The sequence below is a fragment of the Stutzerimonas chloritidismutans genome, assembly GCF_051486945.1.
Taxonomy (GTDB): domain Bacteria; phylum Pseudomonadota; class Gammaproteobacteria; order Pseudomonadales; family Pseudomonadaceae; genus Stutzerimonas; species Stutzerimonas chloritidismutans_B.
In genome coordinates this window covers 431869-457284 of record NZ_JAHVDX010000002.1, presented here as the reverse complement: position 1 = coordinate 457284, position 25416 = coordinate 431869, and the positions used below count along the sequence as shown (strand labels likewise).

22 protein-coding genes are annotated in these 25416 nt (G+C 63.9%); 15 read left to right on the top strand and 7 right to left on the bottom strand.

Annotated features, from left to right (window positions below; genetic code table 11):
• The first annotated feature begins 4 nt into the window (after positions 1 to 4).
• The 3 genes from KXR72_RS09195 to KXR72_RS09185 are packed head-to-tail and all read left to right on the top strand — an operon-like array spanning position 5 to position 2135.
• Positions 5 to 274, top strand: coding sequence for an EscS/YscS/HrcS family type III secretion system export apparatus protein (locus KXR72_RS09195; RefSeq protein WP_437420806.1), 270 nt, complete (start codon positions 5 to 7; stop codon positions 272 to 274).
• A 3-nt stretch (positions 275 to 277) separates the two neighbouring features.
• The gene (gene sctT, locus KXR72_RS09190) at positions 278 to 1093 is read left to right on the top strand and encodes a type III secretion system export apparatus subunit SctT (protein WP_437420805.1); all 816 of its coding nucleotides are present in this window, start codon (positions 278 to 280) and stop codon (positions 1091 to 1093) included.
• Entirely contained in the window at positions 1086 to 2135 is a 1050-nt protein-coding gene (locus KXR72_RS09185) for an EscU/YscU/HrcU family type III secretion system export apparatus switch protein (protein WP_437420804.1), read from the top strand. Before sctT ends, KXR72_RS09185 begins: the two co-directional genes overlap by 8 nt.
• Before the next feature lie 239 nt (positions 2136 to 2374).
• On the opposite strand, the gene KXR72_RS09180 is transcribed toward KXR72_RS09185, so the two are convergent.
• Both KXR72_RS09180 and KXR72_RS09175 read right to left on the bottom strand, forming a co-directional pair.
• Complete coding sequence (locus tag KXR72_RS09180; protein WP_437420803.1) at positions 2375 to 3967, bottom strand: ATP-binding protein; 1593 nt, start codon at positions 3965 to 3967, stop codon at positions 2375 to 2377.
• A gap of 385 nt (positions 3968 to 4352) precedes the next feature.
• Positions 4353 to 7517: a hypothetical protein gene (locus tag KXR72_RS09175; RefSeq protein ID WP_437420802.1), complete on the bottom strand. Its 3165-nt coding sequence runs from the start codon at positions 7515 to 7517 to the stop codon at positions 4353 to 4355.
• A gap of 305 nt (positions 7518 to 7822) precedes the next feature.
• Between KXR72_RS09175 and KXR72_RS09170 the strand changes: the two genes are divergently transcribed.
• The 3 genes from KXR72_RS09170 (at position 7823) to KXR72_RS09160 (ending at position 10159) form a co-directional block, all read left to right on the top strand.
• Complete coding sequence (locus tag KXR72_RS09170) at positions 7823 to 8287, top strand: VOC family protein (RefSeq protein WP_437420801.1); 465 nt, start codon at positions 7823 to 7825, stop codon at positions 8285 to 8287.
• The gene (locus KXR72_RS09165) at positions 8287 to 9111 is read left to right on the top strand and encodes an aldo/keto reductase (RefSeq protein ID WP_437420800.1); all 825 of its coding nucleotides are present in this window, start codon (positions 8287 to 8289) and stop codon (positions 9109 to 9111) included. The genes KXR72_RS09170 and KXR72_RS09165 overlap by 1 nt, the downstream gene beginning before the upstream one ends.
• Before the next feature lie 76 nt (positions 9112 to 9187).
• Positions 9188 to 10159 carry an SDR family oxidoreductase gene (locus KXR72_RS09160; RefSeq protein WP_437420799.1) on the top strand — a complete coding sequence of 324 codons (972 nt, stop codon included), beginning with the start codon at positions 9188 to 9190 and terminating at the stop codon, positions 10157 to 10159.
• Positions 10160 to 10165: 6 nt separating this feature from the next.
• Here KXR72_RS09160 and KXR72_RS09155 read toward each other — a convergent pair whose 3' ends face one another.
• Positions 10166 to 11035, bottom strand: coding sequence for a DUF6279 family lipoprotein (locus KXR72_RS09155; RefSeq protein WP_437420798.1), 870 nt, complete (start codon positions 11033 to 11035; stop codon positions 10166 to 10168).
• A gap of 186 nt (positions 11036 to 11221) precedes the next feature.
• Between KXR72_RS09155 and KXR72_RS09150 the strand changes: the two genes are divergently transcribed.
• Positions 11222 to 11413 carry a hypothetical protein gene (locus KXR72_RS09150; protein ID WP_437420797.1) on the top strand — a complete coding sequence of 64 codons (192 nt, stop codon included), beginning with the start codon at positions 11222 to 11224 and terminating at the stop codon, positions 11411 to 11413.
• A gap of 3 nt (positions 11414 to 11416) precedes the next feature.
• Here the strand turns inward: KXR72_RS09150 and KXR72_RS09145 are convergent, their stop codons facing one another.
• The 4 genes from KXR72_RS09145 to KXR72_RS09130 all read right to left on the bottom strand — a co-directional run bounded on the left by KXR72_RS09145 (position 11417) and on the right by KXR72_RS09130 (position 13934).
• The gene (locus KXR72_RS09145) at positions 11417 to 11956 is read right to left on the bottom strand and encodes a hypothetical protein (protein ID WP_437420796.1); all 540 of its coding nucleotides are present in this window, start codon (positions 11954 to 11956) and stop codon (positions 11417 to 11419) included.
• 80 nt (positions 11957 to 12036) lie between these two features.
• The gene (locus tag KXR72_RS09140; protein WP_437420795.1) at positions 12037 to 12798 is read right to left on the bottom strand and encodes a substrate-binding periplasmic protein; all 762 of its coding nucleotides are present in this window, start codon (positions 12796 to 12798) and stop codon (positions 12037 to 12039) included.
• Between the two features lie 133 nt (positions 12799 to 12931).
• Positions 12932 to 13651, bottom strand: a complete 720-nt coding sequence (locus KXR72_RS09135) for an RNA pseudouridine synthase (RefSeq protein ID WP_437420794.1) — start codon at positions 13649 to 13651, stop codon at positions 12932 to 12934.
• Between the two features lie 103 nt (positions 13652 to 13754).
• Positions 13755 to 13934, bottom strand: coding sequence for a hypothetical protein (locus tag KXR72_RS09130; RefSeq protein ID WP_437420793.1), 180 nt, complete (start codon positions 13932 to 13934; stop codon positions 13755 to 13757).
• A gap of 292 nt (positions 13935 to 14226) precedes the next feature.
• Here KXR72_RS09130 and KXR72_RS09125 point away from each other — a divergent pair, with 292 nt between their 5' ends.
• The 8 genes from KXR72_RS09125 (at position 14227) to KXR72_RS09090 (ending at position 25396) form a co-directional block, all read left to right on the top strand.
• A complete protein-coding gene (locus KXR72_RS09125) occupies positions 14227 to 16557 on the top strand; it encodes a glucose/quinate/shikimate family membrane-bound PQQ-dependent dehydrogenase (RefSeq protein ID WP_437420792.1) in 2331 nt (776 codons plus the stop codon).
• 84 nt (positions 16558 to 16641) lie between these two features.
• Entirely contained in the window at positions 16642 to 17478 is an 837-nt protein-coding gene (locus KXR72_RS09120) for a CvfB family protein (protein WP_437420791.1), read from the top strand.
• 243 nt (positions 17479 to 17721) lie between these two features.
• Positions 17722 to 18258, top strand: a complete 537-nt coding sequence (gene rfaH, locus KXR72_RS09115) for a transcription/translation regulatory transformer protein RfaH (protein ID WP_437420790.1) — start codon at positions 17722 to 17724, stop codon at positions 18256 to 18258.
• Positions 18259 to 18566: 308 nt separating this feature from the next.
• Complete coding sequence (locus tag KXR72_RS09110) at positions 18567 to 19724, top strand: outer membrane beta-barrel protein (protein ID WP_437420789.1); 1158 nt, start codon at positions 18567 to 18569, stop codon at positions 19722 to 19724.
• Between the two features lie 40 nt (positions 19725 to 19764).
• A complete protein-coding gene (locus tag KXR72_RS09105) occupies positions 19765 to 20298 on the top strand; it encodes a polysaccharide biosynthesis/export family protein (protein ID WP_437420788.1) in 534 nt (177 codons plus the stop codon).
• Entirely contained in the window at positions 20298 to 22496 is a 2199-nt protein-coding gene (locus KXR72_RS09100) for a GumC family protein (RefSeq protein ID WP_437420787.1), read from the top strand. Before KXR72_RS09105 ends, KXR72_RS09100 begins: the two co-directional genes overlap by 1 nt.
• A 150-nt stretch (positions 22497 to 22646) precedes the next feature.
• A complete protein-coding gene (locus KXR72_RS09095; RefSeq protein ID WP_437420786.1) occupies positions 22647 to 23993 on the top strand; it encodes a UDP-glucose dehydrogenase family protein in 1347 nt (448 codons plus the stop codon).
• Positions 23994 to 24010: 17 nt separating this feature from the next.
• On the top strand, positions 24011 to 25396 hold the full coding sequence (locus tag KXR72_RS09090) for a lipopolysaccharide biosynthesis protein (protein WP_437420785.1): 1386 nt from the start codon (positions 24011 to 24013) through the stop codon (positions 25394 to 25396).
• Positions 25397 to 25416: the final 20 nt, after the last annotated feature.

The window sequence follows — 25416 nt, the reverse complement described above, 5'->3', positions numbered from 1 at the left end:
CGCGATGGGCCAGGACGTCTTTCTCTCGGTAATGAACCAGGCGCTGATGACCGTGCTGCTGCTGTCGGCGCCCGCGCTGGGCCTGGCCATTGTCATCGGCCTGGGCGTGGGCCTGATTCAGGCGCTGACGCAGGTGCAGGACCAGACGCTGCCGCAGGCGGTCAAGCTCGTCGGGGTGCTCCTGCTGCTGATCTTCATCGGCCCGGTGCTGTCCGGGCAGGTGGTGGCGCTTGGCGACATGGTGCTGAACAACTTTGCCGCCTGGACTCGCTGACCCATGGATGCCGGCCTCGGTCTCAGCATCGTCGAGGTGGCCTATCCACTGATTTCGGCGGCGGCGCTCGCGGCGGCCCGCGCGCTGGGCGTGGTGATGATCACACCTGCCTTCAACCGCCTCGGGCTGACCGGCATGTTGCGCTCCTGCGTGGCGGTTGCGATCTCGGTACCGATGTTCCTGCCGGTGTTCGCTTCGCTCAGCAGCGGGCCGGAGCAGGGCGGCATGCTGCTTGTCGGCCTGTTGTTGAAGGAGCTGCTGATCGGGCTGACGGTCGGCCTGTTGTTTGGCATCCCTTTTTGGGCAGCAGAGGTCGCCGGCGAATTGATCGATTTGCAGCGGGGCTCGACCATGGCGCAACTGCTCGACCCGCTGTCGAGCGGTGAATCGGGTGTGTCGTCGACGTTGCTGACGGTGACCCTGATCACGCTGTTTTTCATGTCCGGCGGCTTCATCCTGATGGTCGACGGTTACTACCACAGCTACCGCTTCTGGCCGGTGACGTCTTTTACCCCGGTGATCGCCGCGCCTGCCCTGGAGGCCGTGCTGGCGATTCTCGATCAGGTGATGCGCATCGGCGTGCTGCTGGTCGCGCCGCTGATCATCGCGCTGTTGGTGGTCGACATGATGCTCGCCTACCTCGCCAGGATGGCGCCACAGCTGAACATCTTCGACCTGTCGCTGGCGGTGAAGAACCTCATCTTCGCCGTGCTGATGGTGCTGTACGTGGGCTTCTTGATCCCGCTGATGCTCGACCAGCTCAGCGAATTTCGCGGCACCATCGAGCTGCTCAAGACACTGGCAGGCGCCGATGGCTGAACCCAGTGAGGAGAAATCCCAACCGGCAACAGCGAAGAAGCTGCGCGATGCCCGGGATAAAGGCCAGGTCGCCAAAAGCCAGGACATCGTCTCGGCCATGTCGCTGCTGGGCTGCACGTTGTGCCTGGTGGTGCTGGTACCCCGGGCCGAAGCGCAACTGCGCGAGCTGATCGACCTGACCACGCAGATTTACCTCGAGCCGTTCGCCAGCGTCTGGCCGCGGCTGCTTGATGCTGCCGAGCACCTGGTGCTCTCGCTAACGCTGCCGTTGCTGGCCGTGACGGTGGGCATCAGCGTGCTGACCAATGTGATCGGCATGGGCGGCGCACTGTTCTCGGTAGAGCCCGTCAAACCGGACTTCAAGCGCATAAACCCGGTCGAGGGACTCAAGCGCATCTTCGCCATGCGCAACCTGGTGGAGTTTCTCAAGGGGCTGTTCAAGGTCGTCGCGCTGGCGAGCGCCTTTTACGTGATTGGGCGGTTGGCGCTACAGGCGCTGCTGACTTCTTCGCTATGCGGAGCGGGTTGCGTCGAGGGCACGTTCTACGCCTTCCTCACGCCGCTGGTGGTCACGGTGCTGCTGGCGTTTTTGCTGGTCGGTGGTTTCGATGTGCTGATGCAGCGCTGGCTCTTCGCACGCGATATGCGCATGACCCGTTCCGAGCACAAGCGCGAGCGCAAGGACCTGGACGGCGACCCGCTGATCAAGCGTGAGCGGCAGCGCCTGCGGCAGCAGATGCAGGCACTGGGTACGCGCAAGGTCGGGGTCGCACGCGCGACGCTGATGATCGGCAGCGCCGATGGCTGGTTGGTGGGCGTGCGTTACGTGCGGGGCGAGACACCCGTGCCGGTGGTGGTGTGCCGGGTGCAGGGTGGGCAGGCCGGGGCGTTGTTGGGGGAGGCGACGGCGCTGGGCATTGCGCAGGCGTTCAACCCGGCGTTGGGGGCTAGGATTGCCAAGCGGGCGATGGTGGGCGACCCGGTGCCGGATACGACATTTCAGGAGGTCGCGGACCTTTTGGTTGCGGCGAGGCTGATCTAGGAAAGCGTTCCTCATGGAAGCCGAAATGTCTGGACGACGGTTGGCGTTTCAGAGCAATTCGCGAGGTGCTTCGGAGCCTGGCACGCGCAATATACCCGTACTAGCAGGGTGAAACCGCCCCTCACCCCAGCCCTCTCCCAGCAGGGAGAGGGGCGATTCGGTCGGTGCTGAACGTGGTCGATCAGCCATTTGCGGCGCTGCTTAGCGCCCGTTCCGCAAACGGCGAGCGCAGCTGAAAACTAGCTTACCGACAGACGCAACACATCCAGATGCGGTTGCGCCCGTGCTCGCTCCCCCGCCTGCCGCGGGGCGGCCCCAGGGCGGGCCAGTTCGGTTTCCAGTACCTGTCCGGTCTCAGCCGCCAGCTGGCTACCGGCATCCTTCAAGAGGCGCATGTAGTGGTTGGCATAGCGCGCGCTGGCGGCCTTGGCTTCGCCGGCCGCTTCGAGCTTCTGCTGGGCGTAGGCGCGCGTGATTTCGCTCATGCAATAGCGTCGCGCGCTGGCCTGCTTGCGGATGTGCAGCAGTGACTTGTCTACCAGCTGCTCGATCAGCGAGAGCAGGTCGTCCTGCTCGTTGGCGCCCGCCACCACGGCCCGGACTTCACTCAGGGTGAAGGACGCGCGAAACACCGACACTTGGAGCAGCAAAGCCTGTTCGGCCGGTTGCAGTGCGTTGTACGACCAGTCGAGCAGGGCCGCCAGGCTGCCGTGGCGAGGGTCGGCCGTGCGGCGGCCCTTCATCTGCAGGTAACAGGGGCGGTCTAGCAGCTGCGGCAGGTCGCGAAGCCCGCAGGCGTGGACCCGCGCGGCGACGATGTCCAGCGCCAGCGGGTTGCCCTCGAGCTTGCGGCAGATGCGCAGCATGGGGTCGAGGTCGGTCTCCTGCAGGAGGAAGCCAGTGTCGTGAGCGGTCATGCGCTCCACCAGCAGGCGCACGGCGCTGTGGTCGAGCGCTTGTTCGAGGCTCAACGGCTGACCGGGGTCAGGGTAGGCCAGCGGCCCGACCCGACGGACCACTTCGCCTTCGACGTTCAGCGGCTCGCGGCTGGTGATCAGCAGGTGGCAGCCGGGCACCCAGCGCAACAGCATCTGTGCCGTGCTGGCCACCGCATCGAGGCGATGATCGCAGTTGTCCAGCAGCAGGAGGCTACGGGTGCCAGCAGCACGGTTCGCGGCAGATTGGGCAAGTGACTGGTCAGGGCTCAGCAGCGCGGCGATGCGCTCGGCCAGGCTGTCCTGCTCGCCGAGCCGCGAGGCGTCGAGGTAATGAAGCTGGTCGAAGCGTGCGGCGGCTTCGCCATTGAGCAGCGCCAGCGCGACGCTGCTCTTGCCAATGCCACCGGGGCCGGTGAGGGTCACCAGGCGGCGTTCGTGCAGGTCGCTGGCGAGGGTGTCGAGCATCGTCTGTCGACCAACCAATTCGCTGACCAGCGCGGGTACGCCGCTGCGTTCGGCTCGTGTGGTCGGTTCGCTGCTGCTGGCATCCTCGGGCATTACGAAGCGATAACCGCGACCGGGCACGGTGACGATGTAGTTGAAGCCGGTGTCATCGACGAGCACGCGCCGCAGGGCCACGATCTGCGCGCGCAGGTTGCACTCCTCGACGATCACCCGCGGCCAGGCGCGGGCCATGAGCTCTGTTTTCTCGACCAGCTCACCGGCGCGCTCCGTCAAGGCGACGAGCAGGTCCAGGGCGCGGCCGCCCAGCACGATGCGCGCGCCGTTCTTGAGTAGCAGATGTTGATTGGGTAGCAGCGTGAAGGGGCCGAAGCGATAGAAGGTTTCCTGTCCGCAAGTGGGCGGGAGGTCGAAAGTATTGCTCGGGGTCATGCGTACACCGTTTCAGGGTAGGAACACGGATCGGGCTCGAGCGCCACGTACTACGGACCGGATCGGTCACGTTGGCCCGGTGAGACGGCCTTGCTGCTGGCTGCGCCGGCTGGCGAAGCACCGCGAGGCGACGACCGTTCTCTTGTCTGTCTTATGGGGGATTCAAAGCAGAACGCGTGCCAGCCCTCGTGCAAAAACAACGTAATTTAAGTTGCTGATTTTCATGAATTTTGTTTTGGGGGTCGGGCTGCCTTGCCGGGCGGGTTCGCCTGGCCGAACGACGGGTGCGGCTGCGTTCGGAATTCCGAACCGCGTCGTGTCGTCGGGCGGTGCACGAGGCGTACGCGACGCCCCGTGACCGGGCAGCAGCGACGGCGATGCTGCGTCAGCTGTCGAGCTGAGTATCGAGGTTCGCACCGTCCCCCTTGTAGTCCTTGTGCTCGCCGTCCCAGTCGTCCCAGTAGATGCGGCCCTTCTCTTCGAAGAAGGCGTATTCCTCGCTTCGGTAATCGAAGATCGACTGGTCGTCCGGTGCGTCGCGCTGGCCGTATTGCTCGATGTACTCGTCGAGGAATTCGTAGCGCTTTCCGCCGTCGTCGGTCAGCAAGCCGTCGGCATCGAAATCCTTGAACAGGTCGGCCAGTGCGTCCTGGTTGTCCTTCAGGGCATTGTTGAGCTTGATGTCGTGATAGATCGAGAAGCCCAGGGTGACGAACGAGACGATGGCGCCAGCCCAGAAAAACGGCGCGGTCAGCGCGCGGGCCAGTGTCAGGCCGAGTGCATTGCCCAGGCTCGCGCCCGCACCGAGTGTGGTCAGCCCGCCCGCGGCAATGGTTAGCGAGGCTTCGGCGATCAGCGCCTTGTCGCCCTTGGCCTTGTCGAGCTTGAGCGCGCCGATTACCAGGTCCGCCACGCCCGAAAAGCCGTCGCCGATCAGGTTCAGCACCTTCAGTGCCGAGGTGAAGATGCGCGAATTGCGGGTTGCCTCGGGCAGGCCGGAAATGTAGCCGCCGGCTCCACCCTTGTAGCCCTTGAGTACCTCCTTCATCTGGTCCTCGGTGAGGTTGGCGCGGGAGCGCAGGTCCTCGGCGTCCGCCGGGTTGGCGTCGATGATGGCGCGCAGTTGCTCTTGGACTTTGGTACGCGGCGTGTCGGCAGTCTCGCCATCGGCCGGTACCCACTCCGGTGCCGGCGTGCTGCTGCCCGTCCAGATTTCCTGGAAGCTGCGGTCCAGGCCGAGCGTATCCAGTGCGCTCTTCACGGCCGATGAGTCGCGCCCACTGACGTTGTGGAACAGCGTGGTGAAATGCTGGCCCGCACCGATGAAGGAAACGAAATCCCGCGCGATGGAGACGCGCTCCTCGGGTGTATCGGCCAGGGTGCCGCCCTTGCCGGTGAGCTGATAGATGCCGGAGAAAAGCGAGATCATGCCGCCGGCCGATCCCAGCATGCCGACCTTGTTCAGCTGCGCCAGGGTGTTGAGCAGGCCGCCGTCGGTGGCCTTGTCCAGGGCGGTGTAGGTGGGGTTCGTCTTGACCAGCTCGCGCAGGTCGTTCTCGGTGAGGCTGCCGTTGCGGGCTCGATCGCCGAGCTCGACCAACAGCTTGTTCAGGGCGTCGGCGGTCTTGGAATCCTTGAGCAGCTCGTTGATGAACTTGTCGATGCTTTCGACCGTGCGCCGCGGGATGTCCACGCCGGCCTTCTTCAAGGCTGCGAAGAGTGTCTTGAGGGTGTCGGCGGCAGCGACCGAGAGGTTTTCCTGCGAGATGGAGCCGGGGTCGCTGAGGATGTTCGCCAGATCCAGCGTGACGGTATCGAGCTGCAGCTGCTGCAGGAAGGCGTCGGCCTTTTCCGGGTCGATGGCGTGTAGCGAGGCGTAGGTCTTGGCGATGTTGGCCTGGGCGACGTCATCCTTGTTATCGGCCTTGAGCAGCGCCAGGTGGCGCGCATAGTCGGGGCTCATCGCGTCGCGCTCGATGCGCTCGAACACCTCATCCTTGTTCGGCACCTCGTCCAACGCGGCCTTGCGCGCCTTGCCGTGGTCCTCGGTGACGGCTTCGGTCTTGAGCAGTTCCTCGATCCGGGCGTCGAGCTTGTCGCGGTCGATGATGTGTTCGAGGTCGGTTTTGCCGACGTGGGTCAGTGAGCGACCTGAACTGATATCCAGCGAGGTCATGTCGATGCCGCCTTCCAGCGCACCCTTGGCCTGCAGCGCGCGGACCAGTTTGGCGCGGTCGTCGTCGTGCTTGATCGTGCCGGCGTCGATGTCGGCCTTCCAGCTGTCGAGCAGGTTCTGCCAGGTCAGTTCGTCGACCGTCAGGGTGTTGCCGTCCTTGTCCTTCTTACCGGTTTCCAGGGCGCCGATATCGATACCGGTGAAATCGTCGCTGGTGGCCTTCTTGGCGTCGAGAACCTTGTCGTAGAGCGCCTTGTTGCTCAGTTCCGAGACGGCGAACTTGCCTTGCCCCTCGACTTTGAAGGTGACCACGCCGTCCTCGGGGAAGCCGACGTCGTGGATGTGCCCGGCGTCGAAATCCGCTGTGGCACCCGCCGAACCCCAGCCCTCGGCGTTGAGGTCGTTGAGCTTGAAATGGCTCTTGGCGATGGCTTCCACCCTGGCGTATAGCTCGGGCGTCATGAATTTGGAAACCACGACACGTTCGCCATCCTGCGTGGTGTAGGCGATGGCGCCGGTGCTGCCGAGCTCGTTCGTGTAGGCGAAGGTGGCGAAATCGAAGAAAGCGGGCGGATCACCCTCGCGTCTGGCCAGGGCATAGCCCTCGCCGAGGTAACCTTCCACGGCGTCACGCGCCTGTGGGTCTTCCATCAACGCCCGAAGGCGCGACAGGTAATCGAACAGCTCGGGGTTGTCGTGCTTGTGGACGACAACTTTCTCGCCGTCATGCTCGAAGCGAATCAAGTCCTGGCCGACTTCGTTCAACGGGCCGACGGTGGTCCCGCCGGCCGGCGGCCAGACTTCGTTATCGGTGGCGCGGCGGTAGCCGTCCTTTTCGCTCGCGCGGATGCCGTCGAGGATGTCCTTGTGGCCCATGACGTCCTCGAACATCGCGGGGTTGTCGCCCTTGGCCACCACGATCCAGTCGCCGCCCTGGGTCATGCGCAAGCGCACGACCTCGGGCGCGACCTGTTCGATGGCCAGGTAATCGTTGAGGCTGCCGGGGGCCAGGTCGTTGGCGCCGGCACGGCGATAGTCACCGGCAACCGCCTCCTTGACCGCTGTGAGGTTCTCGTAGTCGCGGCAGAGTTGCTCGTACAACTCAGGGCTGACGGCTTGCGACACCGCCACCTTTTCGCCGTCGCGGGTTTCGTAGCGAATGATCCCCGCACCGGTGGTATCCGGCGCTTCGATGTGTTCGTAGTCCTTGAAAGCAGGTGCCTTGTCGCCAGCCTTGGCTTGGTGGTACGGCGCATCGCCGTTGGTTTTTTGCCGCTGCATTGCGGCCTTGATGGCACGGCTGAAGGTGGTTACCGACCCGGAGGGCAGTTCGTCTGCAAGGGGCTGAGCGCGCTGTACGCCTTGGGTTTTCATTGGCCTTGTTTCCAGATCCAGAGGAGTGGATTCAAGCTAGACAGCTGCCGCTTTGTAACTCCGACACTAGCTCATGAAGCACCTTTTCGAGGTCGGCATACTGTGCGTGAAGGGCGTGACACGCGTATTGCAGCGAAGGCTCTGGGCCGGGCATTTGGCTACAGATGGCCGGCTCGGTGCGTGCCGGCCCGGCTGTCGCTCCTGGCCAAAACGCGGCCCCGCTGTTGAACGCAGCCGCGCGGATCGGCCACTAAGATGGTGGGGCGCTTTCGATGCGATGACGCGGCCCAGCCAGAGGAGGAATCATGTCCCTGTATAGCAAGAACACAACCTGCAACCTGATCCCCTGCCTGCGCTATCGCGACGTTCCGGCGGCGCTCCAATGGCTGTGCCGGGTGTTCGATTTCGAACAGCAGCGTGTCGTCGAGGATGTTGAGGTCGGCGTGATCCATGCACAGCTCACGTTCGGTAGCAGCATGCTGATGCTCGGCCCGGTCGCCGACTCGGCCTACGGGCGCCAGGTCCGCCAGCCCGACGAGGTGGGTGGTTACTCAACCCAGAGCACCTATGTCATCGTCAACAGCGCCGACGCGCTTTACACCAAGGCAAAGGCCGCCGGCGCCGAGATCGTCATCGAGCTGAAGGACGAAGACTACGGCGGACGTGGCTTTACCTGCCGCGATCCGGAGGGCCACCTCTGGTCCTTCGGCACCTACGACCCCTGGGCCGAACCTGTCGCCGAGCAGAATGCACCGCGGGGAGACTGCTGATGCGCAACCTGACGCTAGCCGACGGCACCCCGGTGCCGGTCATCGGCCAGGGCACGTGGCACATGGGCGAGGATCCAGCCGCGCGCAGCCGCGAAGTGGCGGCCCTGCGGCTTGGCATCGAGCTGGGCATGACCTTGATCGACACGGCCGAGATGTACGCCGAGGGCGGTGCCGAGGAGGTCGTCGGCCAGGCGATTGCCGGGTGCCGCGAGCAGGTTTTCCTGGTCAGCAAGGTGTACCCGCACAACGCCAGCCGCCAGGGCGTCGCGCAGGCGTGCGAGCGCAGCCTGCGGCGCCTCGGCACGGATTGCCTCGATCTCTACCTGCTGCATTGGCGAGGGCAGTACCCGCTCGCGGAAACGGTAGAGGCGTTCGGGCGGCTCAAGGCCGACGGCAAGATCCGTCGCTGGGGTGTCTCGAATTTCGACCTGGACGACATGCAGGAACTGGGCGAGCCCTGCTGTGCGACGAACCAGGTGCTCTACAACCCTGCCGAGCGCGGCATCGAGTTCGACTTGTTGCCTTGGTGCCAGGCGCAGCGGATGCCAGTCATGGCGTACTGCCCGCTGGGGCAGGGCGGCGACCTGTTGCGCCATCCAGCGATGACTCGCGTGGCGCAACGGCTCGGTGCGGAGCCGGCGCAGGTGGCGCTGGCCTGGGCGCTGCGCCAACCCGGCGTGCTCGTCATCCCAAAGGCATCCAGCGCCGAGCATCTTCGCGCCAATGCGAGGGCCGTCGAACTTCATCTGGCTAATTCGGACGTCGCCGAGCTGGACGCGGCATTCCCGCCGCCGCGTGGTCCTCAGCCGTTGCAGATGGTCTGAACCTGGCCCGCCCGACGAGGGAATGTTGCCTGGCCGGGGCGGTCAGCTATGAACGACAGCAAACCGGAGAGCGAGCATGAAACGATCGAGTCTCGAGGGCGCCTTGGTGGTCATCACCGGCGCTTCCAGCGGTATCGGCCGCGCGGCAGCGCAGGCCTTCGCACGTCAGCGCGCACGGGTAGTGTTGGCGGCGCGGGACGAGCAAGCGCTGCAAGACGCTACCGAGGAATGTCGCGCGCTGGGCGCCGAGGCGTTGGCGGTGCCGACCGACACGACCCTGAGCGACTCGGTCGAGCAGCTGGCCAGTGCCGCGGCCGAGTTCGGCGGCGGGCGCATCGACATCTGGGTCAACAATGCGGGCGTCGGTGCGGTGGGCGCCTTCGACGAAACGCCGCTCGATGCCCATGAACAAGTGGTGCAGACCGATCTGATCGGCTATCTGCGCGGCGCGCACGTGGTGCTGCCGTACTTCAAGCAACAGCGCGAGGGCACGCTGATCAATACGCAGTCGGTGGGTAGCTGGGTGCCGCAACCCTTTGCGGTGGCCTATTCGGCGAGCAAGTTTGGCCTGCGTGGGTTCTCGCATGCGCTGCGCGGCGAACTGGCGCAGTGGCCAGACATCCACGTCTGCGACGTTTATCCCTCGATGGTGGATACGCCCGGGTTCCGGGACGGCGGCAACTATGCCGGGCGCTCCCTGCAGCCGCCGCCACCGCTCTGCGACCCGCGGGAGGTGGCCGATGCGATGGTCGAGCTGGCGCTGCATCCGCGGCATACGACCACCGTGGGCGTGACGGCAATGGTGCTGCGTTTTGCGCATTTCCTCACGCCGGGCTTCGACCTACTGTCCGGCTTGATGACCGGTGCGGCGTTGCGCCGGGCCGATCGGGTGGCGCCTTCGTCGGGCAACCTCTTTCATCCGGCGTTGGGCCAGCGGCGCATCGATGGCGGTTGGCGGCGTGATACGGACCGCCAGCGCACGCTGCTGATCGCAGGTGGCATCGCCGCGGGGTTGGTCGGCCTGTTACTGGCGCGGCGCCGGCGCTGACGGCGGTCAGCGCGGGGGCAGGCAGTCCAGCGAGCTGAGGTCGTTGCGCAGATCCTGCAATTGCTTGTCGATGTGGCGCCGCTGCTCGGCGTTGGTCAGACGATAAAGGTCGACGAGCAGGTCGATGGCGGCCTTTTCCGCGGCGGGGAAGGCCGTGCGGTAGGCTGGCGTCCAGTAGGCTTCGCGGTCCTGCAGCAACCGTGCGATGCGCTCGCCGAAGCCAGGTTCATGCCGCCGGTCGAGCGCGTCACGCAGGGCTTGCTGCCATGCCGCGCGATTCTCCAACCACAAGCGCGTTTGCGGGCCGACCGCATGCGCCCACTGCAGGATGCGCTGGCGTTGGTGCGCATCGGTCGTGCCGGTCCAGCGTTCGACGCGTTCCTGCATGCGTTCGGCGCGCTCGCGGATCTGGTCGGCTTCCGATGGGCCCAGGTATTTTTCCTCGCGTTCGCGCCGGTCTTCTTCCAATGATTCGCTCAGGTCGCTCACCTGGCTGTCATCAAGGTCGGCGAGCAGCTGCACCGTGGTCGGCGTGATTTCCTTGGCGATGGCTTGTACTGCTTCGGTGGCATAGGCGTAGTGCTCGCGCAGTGCGGCTTCGTCGAGCTGCCCATCGCGGACTTGGCCCTGCAGGCGGGCCAGGGTGTCGAGGTAGCCCGGCAGCTGGGTCCGGCAGTGCCAGCCGAGGTGATCGCGCAGCTGCGTGCGAAAGCGCTTCTGCTGGTCGCCGGTCATGTCCAGGTAATCGTTCAGCGTCCAGGGGATCAGCAGGTCGAGGTTGCGGTAGGCCAGGTTCATGCGGCTGCAGCCCGTCAGGGCCAGCAGGGCCACTATCAGCCAGATTAGGGTCCTGCTCGTGGGCGTCTGGAACGGCATGTGCGTCCTCGTGCTGTTTGTGCGCGTGTCAGAGGGCAGTTTTGGATATCCAGTAGAGCCGAACGCCGCGCGGCAGTTCGGTAAAAAGCACTACGCGCTGTTTCGGCGAGTACATCGACAAATGCTGCGGTCCCACGCTTAGGGCCACCGCGCGTGGTGGCGTACTGGCAATTGCAGGAGGTGACCATGCAGACCCAAATTCGGCAACTGACTGGCGATGAAGTCCCGCAGGCCTGGCGTCCGACTTGGGCGACCTGTTGGGTCGTGGAGATGGATGGCCGCGCAATCGCCGGCCCCTATGCGAGCCAGGAGGAGGCGCAGGCCGTGCTCGACGGTGAGAAACCGCCGAAGGTGACCCAGACGCCTACGCCTCGTTAGTGCTCAGAAACACTGGTTTGGGCAGGGCATGAGCCGCTCGGCCATTGGCGGGGGCGGCTCGACAAGCTCGCTGACCAAGTCGACCGCCTTTAGGAAGTCGGGATAGCCGCTTTGTGCAACGTCCAGCCCGGCGTACTCCTCGCGATAGCGCTCGGCTTTGGCCGCATCCGCCTCGTCGATCAGGTAGGGCTCGCTGTAAATCTTGTAGAGCAGCGCTACAGCATGCGGATGGCCCTTGGCGCGGGCAGCCTCGAGTAGTTGCAGCACTTCGGTCGGCTGCGGACCCTGCCGGATCAGGAGCAGGGCCTGGTAGAACTCGATCTCGCCGCGTTCGTCCAGGCCGGCGCTGCGTTCGAGCAGCGCATCGGCCAGTTCATAGCCATCCTCGTCACCGATGGCTATCAGGAACTTGGCCTGGAGCAGGTCATTCTGGTAGAGCAATCGCTCGGATCGACAAGAGCCGCCCGGCTCGTCACAGGGCTGCGGTTGGGAGGCGCACCCGCCCAGTAGCATGAACAATCCGATCGCCAGTGCATTCTTCATTGCTGCCTTGGTCTCTCTGGTTATTAATCGTTGGTCAGCGCGTGTTCTGACTCGCCAGCTTCGCTTGTGTTCATCTGGATTCATTCGGTGACCGCCATAGGGTCCAGTCCGTAGTGGAAAACCAGGATTTGCCACTCCGGATTGCTCGGTAGCGCGTTGACGAACCAGCTGAGGTATTCCTTGACGCTGCTACTCAGTGAATCGGTCATGAGCAGGTGCCGAGAAAACTCATAGAGCGGCCGTGCCGAGACGTGCAGCCGGCCGAGGTCGTGCTGTTTGCGGTAATGGAGCAGCGAGGAGCGGGGGATCAGCAATGTGTGAATGCGCCCATTCAACAGCTTTTCGATATTTTGCAAATCGGAGCGTACGTCCTGACGCCTGACTGACCCATTGGCGACCGCATCCTCGAGCCCGGCGTAGCGATGCCCAAGCACACCGCCGACGGTTTTGCCCTGCAAGGATTCGATGCCCTCGTATTCGAACGCGGTGTCCGGCAATGAGACGAACTCTTGCCGATCGACCAGTAGCGGCTCGGACCAGCTCGCCCTGGCCGTCTGCGCTTCAGTGAAAAACTCGGGCGTCGCCCAGAGCAGCAAGCCCGGCCGGCCCTTCGCCAAGCGCGCATCGATGCGTTTTCGTGGCAGTTCGATCAGCTCGAAGCGGAAGCGACCTGCGTTGGCCGGGTCGTTGTTGAGCAGATCGACGAAGGCGTGTGACAAGCCTTGTTCATCCTTGAGGAGGAAAGGCGGCGATAGGTGATAGGTCCAGACTTCCACGCGTTGCTGCGCAATGCCAAGCAGTGGCAGCAGGCCGAGCGCGAGCAGCAGAGCGAGTCTGTGCATGGACATACCTCAGGCGTGGACGATGTACCAGCGGTGGCTGCCGCGGTGGTGTCATCCGCCGGGCAGCAAGACAAGCATAGGGTGGTATTGGACGTGGCGCGAACGAGGCGGGCGCGATTGTCGAACCGAGCGGTCAGAAACGCTCGTGCTCGCCCAGGTAGCGCCACTCGCCGATGGGCAGCTTCGCCATGGACAGGCGGCCAACGCGGATGCGCTTGCAGGCGCACATCTGCAGCCCCATGGCTTCGCACATCAGCTTCAGGTCACCCGGCTGGTGAGCCTTCACTACCAGGCGCAGCCGGTTTTCGCTTTGCCAGCTGGCCTTGGCCTGAAGTAAGCCATCGCGGTGGGTGATGCCCTTGCCTAAGCGTTCCAGCGCACCGGGTTTCGCGTCGCCGCTGACCTCGACGATGTATTCGTGCTCATGCGGGGTGCGCGTGGCGGTTAACGCGCGAATCACCTCGCGCTGCTGGCTAAAGACCAGCAGCCCGCTGGCTTCGCTCGCCAAGGGCAGGAGAAGAGTCTGCCGGGCGAAATGACGGTCGCGCACGGTCTGGCGCGCATCGTCGGCGCTCCAGCGCGGCGCCTTGGCCAGCTGTTGGTAGATCGGGCCCGCGTCGCTAGGGCAGGGCATGCCGGCTGGTTTGTGCCAAAGCAGTGTCACCGGCGGCACTTCGGCAGCGCTCGCGCCAGGTAGCAATTCGATGCGCTGGTCGAGCACCTTGAAGAACGGCGCCTCGACGATTTCCCCGTCCACGCTGACCCAGCCGCCTTCGATGTAGAGCTCGGCCTCGCGGCGTGAGCAGCCGAGCTGTTCGGCCAGGCGTTTGGACAGGCGGGTGGGTTCGGTCATGGCGGCTCGGCGGGATTGAATGACTGTGCAGCGGAGAAAACCGGGCGAGCCTACCGGGATGGGCTCGCCAGTGCGGTCTGGAGATGTGTCGTCTGGTGAAGAATTACTTGCGGCTGATGGTGATCTGGCGCGACGGGCCTTGAGTCTGGCCGCTAACGCCGGTAGGAATCTTCTGGACCTCGCCGCCGGCCTTGAGAAACGCCGCCATCTGCTCGGCGAGAGACTCGCTGGTTTCGCTGGCGGGTTCGGGTTTGCGTTTGGCGGAAGTGGTCTTGGTGGCCATTCGTTGGGTTCCTGGTGGTCGGTCGAACCGGCCATTATACAGATTTGGTCAATTATTGTTCGATTGTCTTCTCGAAATTGTCAGCGCCGCGCGTTCCCTTGCGGTCGCTCGGATGCCATGCGCTTCAGGGCATGGCGCAGCGACGGCTGCTGCTGAGCAGAAACTTTTGCATGGCGTCCGGGAGCATTCAGGGCGACGGCCGGTCAACAGAGGGTGATCGCCTGCGAGCGGTCGTTCATCCGGCTTGCCGGCAGCATCACGGCATGCCCATAACAAGAACAAGGGAGGAGTCGTGGCGGTCGTCATCAGCGCTGTGCTGTGCATCATTCTCGGTCTTGCGCTCGCCGTCGGCGGGTGGAAGGTCATTGCCCTGGGCGGGACCTGGTATTTCGCCGTGTTGGCGGTAGGCTTCCTGCTGACGGGCGGGTTGCTGCTGGCCAGGCGCCGTGCAGCGCTTTGGGTCTATGCGCTGGTCATGCTGGGCGCGCTGGGCTGGGCGTTGTACGAGGTCGGCTTCGATTGGTGGCAGCTCGCGCCACGCGGCAGCATCATCGTGCCATTCGGTCTCTGGTTGTTGATGCCCTGGGTTGCGCAGCGTCTGGGTTGGCTGCACTTCGGCGCGCGCGCCTGGGGCGGCAGCGCCATTCCGTTGATGATTGCGGTGGCGCTCTGGGGCGCCGCTGGCATCCAGGCGCTTGCCACCGATAGTCATGACTTCAAGGGGATGCTGCCGCCGCCCCTCGCACAGTCCCCGGCACGCGTAGATAAGGTGCCCGACGGAGACTGGCACGCCTATGGCCGAACCCAGCACGGCACGCGCTATTCGCCGCTGGATCAGTTGAATCCAGGCAATGTCGGCCGGCTCGAGAAAGTGTGGCAATTCAACACTGGCGACCAGCGCCGCCCCGGTGACCCGGAGGAGACCACCTACGAAGTCACGCCGCTGAAAGTCGACGACAGCCTGTACCTGTGCACGCCGCACAACCTGGTAATCGCACTCGATGCCGAAACCGGGCAGGAGCGCTGGCGCTTTGATCCCCAGGTGCCGCAATCGACCAACCGGCAGCACCAGACCTGCCGCGGCGTGGCCTATCACCTGGACGAGGCCGCCCCCGCCGAGCAGGTCTGCCGGCAGCGGCTCTACATGCCCACTGCGGATGCCCGCTTGATTGCACTCGACGCCGATACCGGCCAGGTCTGCGAAGGATTCGGCGAGAACGGCGCCATCAACCTTTGGGCGAACATGCCGCACGTCAAAGAGGGCTTTTACTATTCCACCTCGCCGCCGGTCGTGGCGCGCGGGCGGGTGATCATCGGCGGTGCGGTCAATGACAATGTGTCGGTCAACGAGCCGTCCGGCGTGATTCGCGCCTATGACGCCCTGACCGGCGAACTCCTTTGGAACTGGGACCCTGGCAACCCCGAGCGGACCGAGCCGATCCCGGAAAATGAAACGTACAGCGAAAGCACGCCGAACAACTGGAGCATTTCCAGTGCCGACGAAGCGCTCGGTCTGGTCTACGTTCCGCTGGGCAACCAGCTGCCGGACCAGTGGGGCGGTAATCGCAGCGAGAACACCGAACGATTCTCCTCGTCGATCGTGGCGCTGGACATCGAGACCGGAGCGCTGCGCTGGGTCTTCCAGACCGTGCATCACGATCTGTGGGACATGGACGTGCCGGCCCAACCGAGCCTGGTCGATATCGACACCGGTAGCGGTATGGTGCCGGCGCTGGTTGCGCCCACCAAGCAGGGCGACATCTACGTACTCGACCGGCGCACCGGCGAGCCCGTGTTGCCCGTCGAAGAGGTGCCGGCTCCGCAGGGAGCGGCCAAAGGTGACGAGGCCGCTGCGACGCAGCCGGTGTCCGCGCTCACTTACAAACCGCCGAGGCTCGAGGACAAGGACCTGTGGGGCGCGACCGTCATCGACCAGATGATGTGCCATATCCAGTTCAACGGCCTGCGCTACGAAGGGCGCTATACGCCACCTTCCACCCAGGGCACGTTGGTTCATCCGGGCAACTTCGGCGTATTCAATTGGGGCGGCGTAGCGGTCGATCCGGTGCGGCAGATGGTCTTCAGCACGCCAGCGTACCTGCCGTTCACCTCTACGCTGATTCCTCGTGAGAACGACGAGGCCACCTACGTCTCGGACAGTGAGCCTCACCTGAACGAAAACTTCGGCGCGCCCTTCGCGGTGGAGCTGAAACCCTTCGTCTCGCCCATCGGCTTGCCCTGCATCGCGCCGCCGTGGGGTTACGTGGCGGGTGCGGACCTGCGCACCGGGCGCACGCACTGGATGCGCAAGAACGGCACCGTGCGAGACCGCGCGCCTGTCCCGCTACCCTTCAAGATGGGCGTGCCGAGCCTTGGCGGGCCGATGCTGACAGCCGGTGGCGTGGCGTTCCTCAGCGGCACGCTGGACTACTACCTGCGCGCCTATGACGTCACCACCGGCAAGGAGCTCGCCAAGTGGAGGCTGCCCGCTGGCGGCCAGGCCACCCCCATGACCTACCTCAGCCGCACGGGTCGGCAGATGGTCGTGGTGGTGGCAGGCGGGCACGGCTCGCTCGGCACCAAGGCGGGCGATGCAGTGATCGCCTACGCACTGCCCCGATGAAGGACGGCGCCGCGCCCATCGAGGAACGGCGCCGATCACGGGCGCCCTGCTAGAATCGCCGGCTTCGATCAAAGGACCTTTCTTATGGCAGCCATCGGGCGCTTCAACAGCCTGCAAATCGTCAAGCACACCGGGTTTGGCCTCTACCTCGACGGTGGGCCGGATGGCGAAATCCTGTTGCCCAATCGCTACGTGCCGAAGAACCTGCCCACCGAAGTCGACGACTGGCTGAACGTGTTCGTCTACCTCGACAGCGACGACCGGATAATCGCCACGACCGAGAAGCCGAAGGTTCAGGTTGGCGAGTTCGCAAGCCTCAAGGTCAAGGAGATCAACCGGGTCGGGTTGTTTCTCGATTGGGGCCTGTCGAAGGACCTGCTGATGCCGCATTCGGAGGAAAAGCGCCCGCTGCGCGAAGGCGATTACTGCGTCGTATACGTCTACCTCGACAAGCACACGCGGCGCATCACGGCCACCGCGCGTCTGGATCGTTACCTCGATAAGACCCCGCCTCGCTACAGCGTCGGCGAGCCCGTCGACCTGCTCGTGGCCGAGGCGACCGAGCTGGGCCACAAGGCCATCATCAATGGCCGGCACTGGGGGCTGATCCATAAGAACGAAGCCTTCAAATTCCTGCGCAGCGGCATGAGCGAGCGCGGTTTCATCCGCGAAATACGGCCGGACGGCAAAATCAGTCTCAGCTTGCAGCCAGTAGGCAGTGAGGCGGGCGATGCGCTGCAGGCCCTGATTCTTCAGAGGCTGCAGGAAAGTGGCGGCACGCTGCCCTTTAGCGACAAGTCGCCTGCCGACGAGATCGCACGGCACTTCGGTGTCAGCAAAGGCAACTTCAAGAAGGCCATCGGCGGCCTCTACAAAGAGGGCCGCATCCTCATCCATCCAGACCGCATCGAGCGCCGCTGACAGCGTAGGTGCGGGTGGGCCTCCACCGATTCCAACAGACGAAACGCCTTGTTACACCTGCTTCAGGCCAGGCCTGGCGCGGGCTGTTTCGTCGTGTGCGGCTGTTATCGGGCGCCCGGCGCCACTCGCTGCGGAACTCCGCGATTGCATCCGGGTCCAGAAAGGGCGCCTGACCCTGTCTAGGGCGGCCCACGGGACGGATTGCGCATCGAGCGCCGGTGGTTTGGAGGCTACGCGAAAGCTGTGGATAGACATACCGAAACGCCCGATGGGTCCTGGTACCTATTGCAATGCAAACCGCGCCAGGACGGGCGTGCGCTGGAGCATCTGCAGCGCCAAGCGTTCGAGTGCTTCGCCCCGACCTTCACCGCGCAGCGTATGCGTGCGGGCCGGTTGAGGCTGCTTGAGCAGGCACTGTTTCCCGGCTATGTGTTCATCCGCATGGAGGAGGGCGACAACTGGATGCCGCTGCGCTCGACGCGTGGCGTCAATCGCGTGGTGTCCTTTTGCGGCCAGCCCTGCCGGGTGCAGCACGGGATCATCGAGCAACTGAAGGCACGCTGCGCAGGGGGCGAATCCGTGGCGGTGTTCAATCCAGGTGATGCGGTACAGGTCCGCATCGGCGGTGGTGCCGACCTGGATGCGATTTTTCTCTCCATGGATGGGGAAGAGCGAGTGATGTTGCTGTTGAACATGCTCAATCGAGAACAGCAGGTGCAGGTCAGTCTCGCCAACGTGCAGCCCGCTCTCCAGAAGCGGGGCACGGCTTTGCCTTTCTAATAAGAACGATACGAACGTTTCACCTGCCTGCGCCCCTGGGCGCTGTACGGGTGAGGTCTGTCATCGTTCCGGGATGGAAGCATTCATGCCACAGGGGCCGAATCCTGGGGCGGTAGCGTGCCTGAATCCATGGGGCCAGAGCGGATCAGTCGGAGCGATTAATCCCAATGCCACGCGTCGAGCAAAGAAACTGCAACTGTCGGGGATATTTGCGGTCTGTTGCGTGTCTATGCCACCTCACATCGGCCAGGCGTCGTGGTCAGGGTCGCAGGCATGAACAACAATCTATCTCCGAGAAGGGATTCCATATGAGGAACATCACGCTTCCAGGTGTATCGCTACTTTGCCTTGCCGCTGGAAACAGCTGGGCGGCAAACGATCCCCAGGACATTCGCATCGGTGGTTTCGAGTTCACTCCTACGCTGATCGTGCGCGAAAGCTATGACGACAATTTCCGCGGGCTCTCCGATAACGAGCAGTCCTCCTGGGTGACCGGGATCAACCCGACCTTCCTGCTGGGCACCGGTAACCGGAACAGCGAATACGAACTCGAGTATTCCTTCAACAGCGACATCTTCCATTCCGACTCGGATGCCAGTAACACCGACCACCACCTGCGGCTGCGCAGCGCTCTGGAGTTCACCTCGCGGCATCGACTCAGCTGGGGGCTCTCCTACCACCGCGTGGAGGAGACGGCGGACACTGAGATCGAGACCGAGAACGACAAGTACAGCCGCAAGATCGCCCAGGCGGCCTATCGTTTCGGCGCCCGTACCGCGCGCAACCAGCTTGAGTTCGGCGCCCACTACGACCAGTGGCGTTATCACAACAGTGGCAACATCAACGCTACCGAAGACCGCGACAGCCTGATGCTCAACTCCATCTGGTTCCATCGCCTGGGCGGCACGACGCGCTCACTGGTGGAAGTTCGCCACACCGACCATGACTACAAGCTCTCCAGTGCCCGCCGCGACAGCACCAACGTCGCGCTGCTCGGCGGTATGACCTGGGAAGCGACCTCCAAGACCTCCGGCAGCATCAAGCTGGGTGCCGAGCGCAAGAACTTCGACAGTAACGATCGCGAAGACTTCACCAGCCCGATGTGGGAAGTCGGTGTCACCTACAACCCGCGTACCTACTCCACGTTCAGGCTGAACACCCGCCGCGCCTTCGACGAAGGTGATGACGGCGCCAGCACCATCAATGACTGGACTACCGAAGCGATTTGGAACCACGAATGGACCTCGCGTATCGCCACCGAGCTGGAGTACCGCTTCCAAGATCGTGAGTACAAGGGGATCGGCCGGGACGACGACCGCAGTCGCTACCGCGCCGGCCTGATCTGGTCGCCGGATCGCTGGATCGACGTGACCCTCGCGTACATGCGGACCGAGAACGACTCGAGCTTCGCCAGCGAAACCTACGACCGCAACGTTTATCTGCTGAGTTTCGACCTGAGTCTCTGAACCAGGCAGGACGTCCACCAGGATCATGGAGAAGCCAAACATGTGTCATCGCAACCCGTTCAAATGCCTGTTCTTACTGTTGATGCTGGCGTTCACCGCTGGCGCCAACGCCGCCCAGTACCAGTTGGGCTCGGGGGACATCATTCGCGTCAGCGTGCATGGCGAGCCGGACCTGTCGTTCGAAGAAATTCGCCTGACCGACGCCGGCACCTTCACCTTCCCGTTCCTCGGTGAGGTGAATGCCAACGGCAAGACCCCCGGCCAGGTGCGAGACATCCTGGTACAGAAGCTCAAGGACGGCTACCTGATCGATCCGCGTGTCTCGGTCTCGGTCGTCAACTATCGCGAGTTCTACATCTCCGGCGAGGTCAAGAGCCCCGGCGGTTACCCCTATCAGCCCGGGCTCACGCTGGATCGCGCGATCGCACTGGCTGGTGGTCTCACCGAGCGCGCATCGACACGCCGCATGACCATCGTGCGCAGCGCCGAAGGCGGGCGTACGGCAGAGAAAGCAGACATGGACACCCCGGTTCGCCCCGGTGACACGATCAACATCGACGAAGGATTCTTCTGATGAACAGCCCAATCCGCCCGGATCGACCGTGGCAGCGCCCAGCAGGGGCCGCCGCTGACAGCGATTTCATCGATCTGAAAAAGATCTGGCATGCGATCTGGTCACGCAAGTGGGGCATCGTCCTGCTGGTGGCCGCGGTCGCCATCCTGGCCGCGGTCCTGGTCGCGCGCATGACGCCGATCTACAAATCCGTCGCCACGGTGTTGATCGAACACAAGGGGACGCCGGTGCTGTCGTTCCAGCCGACGCCTGACGCTCGCACCGAACTCAGCGAATACCTGCAGACGCAGCTGAGCCTGATGCAGAGCCGCGGCGTTGCCGCCAGGGTGGTGCGTGACCTCAACCTCACCGAGCACCCTGAGTTCGACCTGCGCCAGGTGTCCAAGCCGCTGGTGGATATCGGCGCGATCGTGCGCAGCATCACCGGCGAGGAAAAGGAGCCCTACACCGAAGCCCAGATCATGGATTACGCGACGCGCACGTTCATGGAGCGCACGTCGGTATGGGTCGAAGGCAAGAGCCAGCTGGTTTACCTGTCGGTATCCATGGCGGATCGCCTGACGGCCGCCCAGGCTACCAATCAGCTGGCACAGGCTTACATCGAAGCTCAGCTCGAAGCCAAGGTCGACATGTCGATGACTGCGGCGAGCTGGATGAATGATCGCCTGGTGTCCCTGCGTGAGAACCTGCAGGCTTCCGAGGATCGCCTGCAGGAATACCTGGATGCCGAGGGGCTGGTTGATCTCGAAGGTGTGAGCACCATCAGCGCCAACGAGCTGTCGTTGACCGGCGACCGCATGATCGACGCCCGTCGCCAGCGTGCCGAGGCCGAGAGCCAGTATCGCCAGGTCGAATCCATGCGCAGCCAGGGCTGGGAGCGTCTGGCCAGCGTGCCGGCTGTGCTCGGTCACCCGCTGATCCAGCAGTTCAAGGCAGACCAGGCACATGCCCGGTCACGTGTAGAGGATCTGTCGCGTCGTTATGGCGATCGCCACCCGGCAATGGTATCGGCTCGTTCCGACCTAAATGCCGCCACCGCCAGCTTGCGCCAGCAGGTCGAGCAGGTCGTTGCGAGCATCGAGCGCAACTATCAGCTCGCTGTCGCCAACGAGAATTCGCTGAAGGCGTCCTTCAACGAGAACAAGGGCCGCATCCAGGACATCTCCCGCAAGGAGTTCAAGGTGCGTGACCTGCAGCGCCAGGTCGAGAGCGACCGTGCCCTGTACGACACCTTCATGACCCGCTTGCAGGAAACCACTGCGACGTCCGACCTGAGCACTACCAATGCGCGGATCGTCGACGAAGCCATCCCGCCGGCCGAGCCTTCGGCGCCTAACGGCACGCTCATCATGGCGGTGGCGATCTTCCTGGCGCTTGTTCTGGGTATTGCCCAGGCGATCATCCGCGAGATTCTGGACAATACCTTCAAGAGCTCCGAAGAGGTCGAAGGCAAGCTGAATCTGCCGGTGATGGGCATCGTCCCGCAGGTACCGCGCAAGCTGCGCAAGGAGGTCAGCCATCTGTTCGAACGCAGCGGCGACAAACGCTTCTGCGAGGCCGTGCGGACCATTCGCACCAACCTGCTGCTGAGCGAAACCGGCCAGCCGCGCCAAGTGCTGGTGATCACCTCCACCGCGCCGGGCGAAGGCAAGAGCTCGGTGTCGGCCAACCTGGCCTTCGCGATGGGGCAGTTGCACCGCGTGCTGCTGATCGATGCGGACCTGCGCCGCGCCACACTGGACAAGTCCTTCGACTTCAAGCAGGGCACGCCCGGCCTGGTCAACCTCATTGGTGGCAACGCCAAGCTCGAAGATTGCATCCAGACCGTCGGTAATGTGGACATGATCGCTGCGGGCGCCGTGCCGTCCAACCCGTTGGAGCTCTTGTCCTCGCCGCGCTTTGCCAAACTCATCGAGGCCCTGAAGGCGCGCTACGACCGCATCATCATCGACTCGCCGCCGAGCCAGGCCGTGAGCGACGCCGCCGTTCTGTCCAAGCTGGCCGACGCGGTTATCTACGTGGTCAAGTCCGACAGCACGCTGATTCCGCACGTGCAGAAGGGCGTCAGCCAGCTGCAGAACAGCAGCGCTCCGATCACGGGCGTAGTGCTAAACCACGTGGACGTCGAAAAGGCCCGCAAGAACGGTCAGTTCCGTGGCTATTACGACCACTACGGCTACAGCGAGCAGACGGTCTAACCCGGCTCGCCAGAATCGCCAGGCCCGGTACCGCAACGCGGTCACCGAGGCCCGGCTTGATTGCTGCCTTCATCAACGATTTCTGCCAGCGGCCACCTTCGGGTCGAGCCCTGGCGCGCCCGTATCACGTCTGACTCGAGGAAAGTTGCTATGAACATTACCGTTGTTGGAACCGGCTACGTGGGTCTGGTGACCGGGGCCTGTATCGCCGAAATGGGCAACACGGTCTACTGCGTCGACGTCGACAAAACCAAGATCGAAAACCTGAAGCAGGGCATTCTGCCGATTTACGAGCCGGGCCTCGAAGACATCGTGGTCGAGAACCACTCCTCCGGTCGCCTGCACTTCACCACCTCGCTGGGCGAAGCGGTTGAGCAGTCCGAGGTTTTCTTCATTGCAGTGGGTACGCCCCCCGGTGAGGATGGCTCGGCTGACCTGCGCTACGTGCTCGAGGTGGCCCGGCAGATCGGCGACACCCTGACCGCGCCTGCCATCGTGGTGAACAAGTCCACCGTGCCGGTCGGTACCGCCGATTTGGTCCGCGAAGCAGTCGCCGAGCGACTTGCGGCGCGCGGGCTGGACATCGAATTTTCGGTCGTCTCCAACCCCGAGTTCCTCAAGGAAGGCGCGGCGGTCGACGATTTCATGCACCCGGATCGCATCGTCATCGGTGCCGATAACGACCATGCCCGCCAGGTCATGAGCGCACTCTACGCACCGTTCATCCGCAACCGCCCGCGGACCATGTTCATGGGCGTGCGCGATGCCGAGATGACCAAGTACGCGGCCAACGCCATGCTGGCGACCAAGATCTCCTTCATGAATGAGATCGCCAGCCTTTGCGAGCGCCTGGACGTGGACGTGGAGAACGTACGCCTGGGCATCGGTTCGGACGAACGTATCGGCTACCACTTCATCTACGCCGGCTGCGGCTACGGCGGCTCTTGCTTCCCGAAAGACGTCAAGGCGCTGATCAACATTGCGCACCAGAACGATTTCGAGCCCAAGCTTCTGCAGGCCGTGGAAGCGCGTAACGACCAGCAGAAGCATTCGCTGTTCAACAAGCTGTCCACCCACTTCACCGGTGACTTGGCAGGGCGCACCTTCGCGGTCTGGGGGCTGGCCTTCAAGCCGGGCACCGACGACATGCGCGAAGCACCGAGCGTGGTGCTGATCAACAGCTTGATCAATGCGGGCGCCAAGGTACGGGCCTTCGATCCGGTCGCCCGCGAGACCGCGCGCCGCGAGTTTCCGGAGAATTGGTTTGCCGAGGGCAAGCTGCAGATCGTCGAAGGTCAGTACGAAGCGGCCATCGACGCCGATGCGCTAGTGCTCGTGACCGAGTGGAAGCCGTTCCGCCGCCCGGATTTCCGAGCGCTCAAGCGTCTGCTCAATACGCCGTTGATCATCGATGGCCGTAACCAGTACGACCGCGACCAGGTGAAGCGTGAAGGCTTCAGCTACTACGGCGTCGGCCGTCAGCCGGTGCAGGCCTGAACGGAGCGCGCGTCCCGGTGAGCAGCCTCGACCAGACCAGCGGCCAGCAAAGCATGCCGATTTCACAGCGGCTCTCGGCTTTGCTGCAGGGCAGCCTGCGCAGCCGGCTGTTGCGCAACATCGTCACGGTAGTCAGCGGTACTGCGGGGGCGCAGGCGCTCACGCTGGCCTTCATGCCTGTGATCACGCGCATCTACGGTCCCGAGGCCTATGGCGTACTGGGCACGTTTCTCAGCGTAACCATGATGCTGATACCGGTCGCGGCGCTGACCTATCCGATCGCCATCGTGCTGCCCAAGCGCGACGGCGATGCCCGTGGTCTGGTCCGACTGTCGCTACTGGTCGCCACCTTGCTCACGCTGCTGGTTGCAGTGGTGCTGGGCCTGTTCGGCGATGAGATCGCGGCGCGGCTGGAGATCGGCATCATTCAGCCGTACCTGATGCTGATTCCGCTGGTGATGTTCAGCGCCGCGGCGCTGGAGATCTGCCAGCAATGGCTGTTCCGCACCCAGCGGTTCCGTATCACCGCAAGCGTGGCGGTTGGCCACTCGTTGCTGTTCAACACCCTGCGGACCGTCGCAGGGCTGGTTCAGTCGTCTGCTCTGGTGCTGGTCTGCACCACGGCGCTGCAACAAGCCCTGCATGCCGCCATGCTCGGCCTGACGCTGCTGCGTGCCAAGCCGCATAGCGACAATCACGCAGCGGCGGAAAGCGACAACCGTGCTTCGTTGCGCGAACTTGCGCGGCGGCATGGTGATTTTCCGCTCTATCGCGCGCCAGTAATGCTGATCAACGCGACATCGCAACACCTGCCGACGCTGGTGCTCGCTGCGTTCTTCGGCCCCGCCGTGGCCGGCTTCTTCGCCCTCTGCCGGCAAGCGTTGACCATGCCCACGAACATGATCGGCAAGTCGGTGGCTGACGTGTACTACCCGCGCATCACTCGTGCGATACACGACCGCGAGCCGGTCGCGGCGATGCTGGTCAAGGCGACGGCAGCGCTGGGGTTGGTCGGCCTGGTGCCGTTCTCGATCGTGGTGATCTTCGGCCCTTGGCTGTTCTCGTTCGTCTTCGGCGAGCAGTGGCATGTGGCTGGCGAGTTCGCCCGCTGGATGGCTCTGGCGGAGTATGTCGTGTTCATTTCCCGGCCCTGTGTGGTCGCGGTGCCGGCACTCTCGTTGCAGGGTCGTTTCCTGCTGTTCGAAGTGTTCAGTACCAGTCTGCGCCTGGTAGCGCTGTTTGGTGGTGCAGTGGTGGTCGGCCAGGCGCTGGCTACCGTTCAGGCCTTCGCCGCGGCGAGCATCGTGATTTACTCGTCTCTGGTGGCGATTGTCACGATTGCAGCGCGACGCTGGTACAGGCGCCTTGGAGAATCGGCCACTGCCGATTCGCAACCCGTTTAGTTCACGCGGTATGGATTTCT

Coding starts and splice junctions, on each gene's coding strand:
- KXR72_RS09120 (WP_437420791.1), top strand. CDS start 16,642: ATGGCAGCCATCGGGCGCTTCAACAGCCTGCAAATCGTCAAGCACACC.
- KXR72_RS09105 (WP_437420788.1), top strand. CDS start 19,765: ATGTGTCATCGCAACCCGTTCAAATGCCTGTTCTTACTGTTGATGCTG.
- KXR72_RS09145 (WP_437420796.1), bottom strand. CDS start 11,956: ATGAAGAATGCACTGGCGATCGGATTGTTCATGCTACTGGGCGGGTGC.
- KXR72_RS09155 (WP_437420798.1), bottom strand. CDS start 11,035: ATGCCGTTCCAGACGCCCACGAGCAGGACCCTAATCTGGCTGATAGTG.
- KXR72_RS09185 (WP_437420804.1), top strand. CDS start 1,086: ATGGCTGAACCCAGTGAGGAGAAATCCCAACCGGCAACAGCGAAGAAG.
- KXR72_RS09110 (WP_437420789.1), top strand. CDS start 18,567: ATGAGGAACATCACGCTTCCAGGTGTATCGCTACTTTGCCTTGCCGCT.
- KXR72_RS09130 (WP_437420793.1), bottom strand. CDS start 13,934: ATGGCCACCAAGACCACTTCCGCCAAACGCAAACCCGAACCCGCCAGC.
- KXR72_RS09100 (WP_437420787.1), top strand. CDS start 20,298: ATGAACAGCCCAATCCGCCCGGATCGACCGTGGCAGCGCCCAGCAGGG.
- KXR72_RS09180 (WP_437420803.1), bottom strand. CDS start 3,967: ATGACCCCGAGCAATACTTTCGACCTCCCGCCCACTTGCGGACAGGAA.
- sctT (WP_437420805.1), top strand. CDS start 278: ATGGATGCCGGCCTCGGTCTCAGCATCGTCGAGGTGGCCTATCCACTG.
- KXR72_RS09170 (WP_437420801.1), top strand. CDS start 7,823: ATGTCCCTGTATAGCAAGAACACAACCTGCAACCTGATCCCCTGCCTG.
- KXR72_RS09165 (WP_437420800.1), top strand. CDS start 8,287: ATGCGCAACCTGACGCTAGCCGACGGCACCCCGGTGCCGGTCATCGGC.
- KXR72_RS09175 (WP_437420802.1), bottom strand. CDS start 7,517: ATGAAAACCCAAGGCGTACAGCGCGCTCAGCCCCTTGCAGACGAACTG.
- KXR72_RS09195 (WP_437420806.1), top strand. CDS start 5: ATGGGCCAGGACGTCTTTCTCTCGGTAATGAACCAGGCGCTGATGACC.
- KXR72_RS09160 (WP_437420799.1), top strand. CDS start 9,188: ATGAAACGATCGAGTCTCGAGGGCGCCTTGGTGGTCATCACCGGCGCT.
- KXR72_RS09135 (WP_437420794.1), bottom strand. CDS start 13,651: ATGACCGAACCCACCCGCCTGTCCAAACGCCTGGCCGAACAGCTCGGC.
- KXR72_RS09140 (WP_437420795.1), bottom strand. CDS start 12,798: ATGCACAGACTCGCTCTGCTGCTCGCGCTCGGCCTGCTGCCACTGCTT.
- KXR72_RS09150 (WP_437420797.1), top strand. CDS start 11,222: ATGCAGACCCAAATTCGGCAACTGACTGGCGATGAAGTCCCGCAGGCC.
- KXR72_RS09095 (WP_437420786.1), top strand. CDS start 22,647: ATGAACATTACCGTTGTTGGAACCGGCTACGTGGGTCTGGTGACCGGG.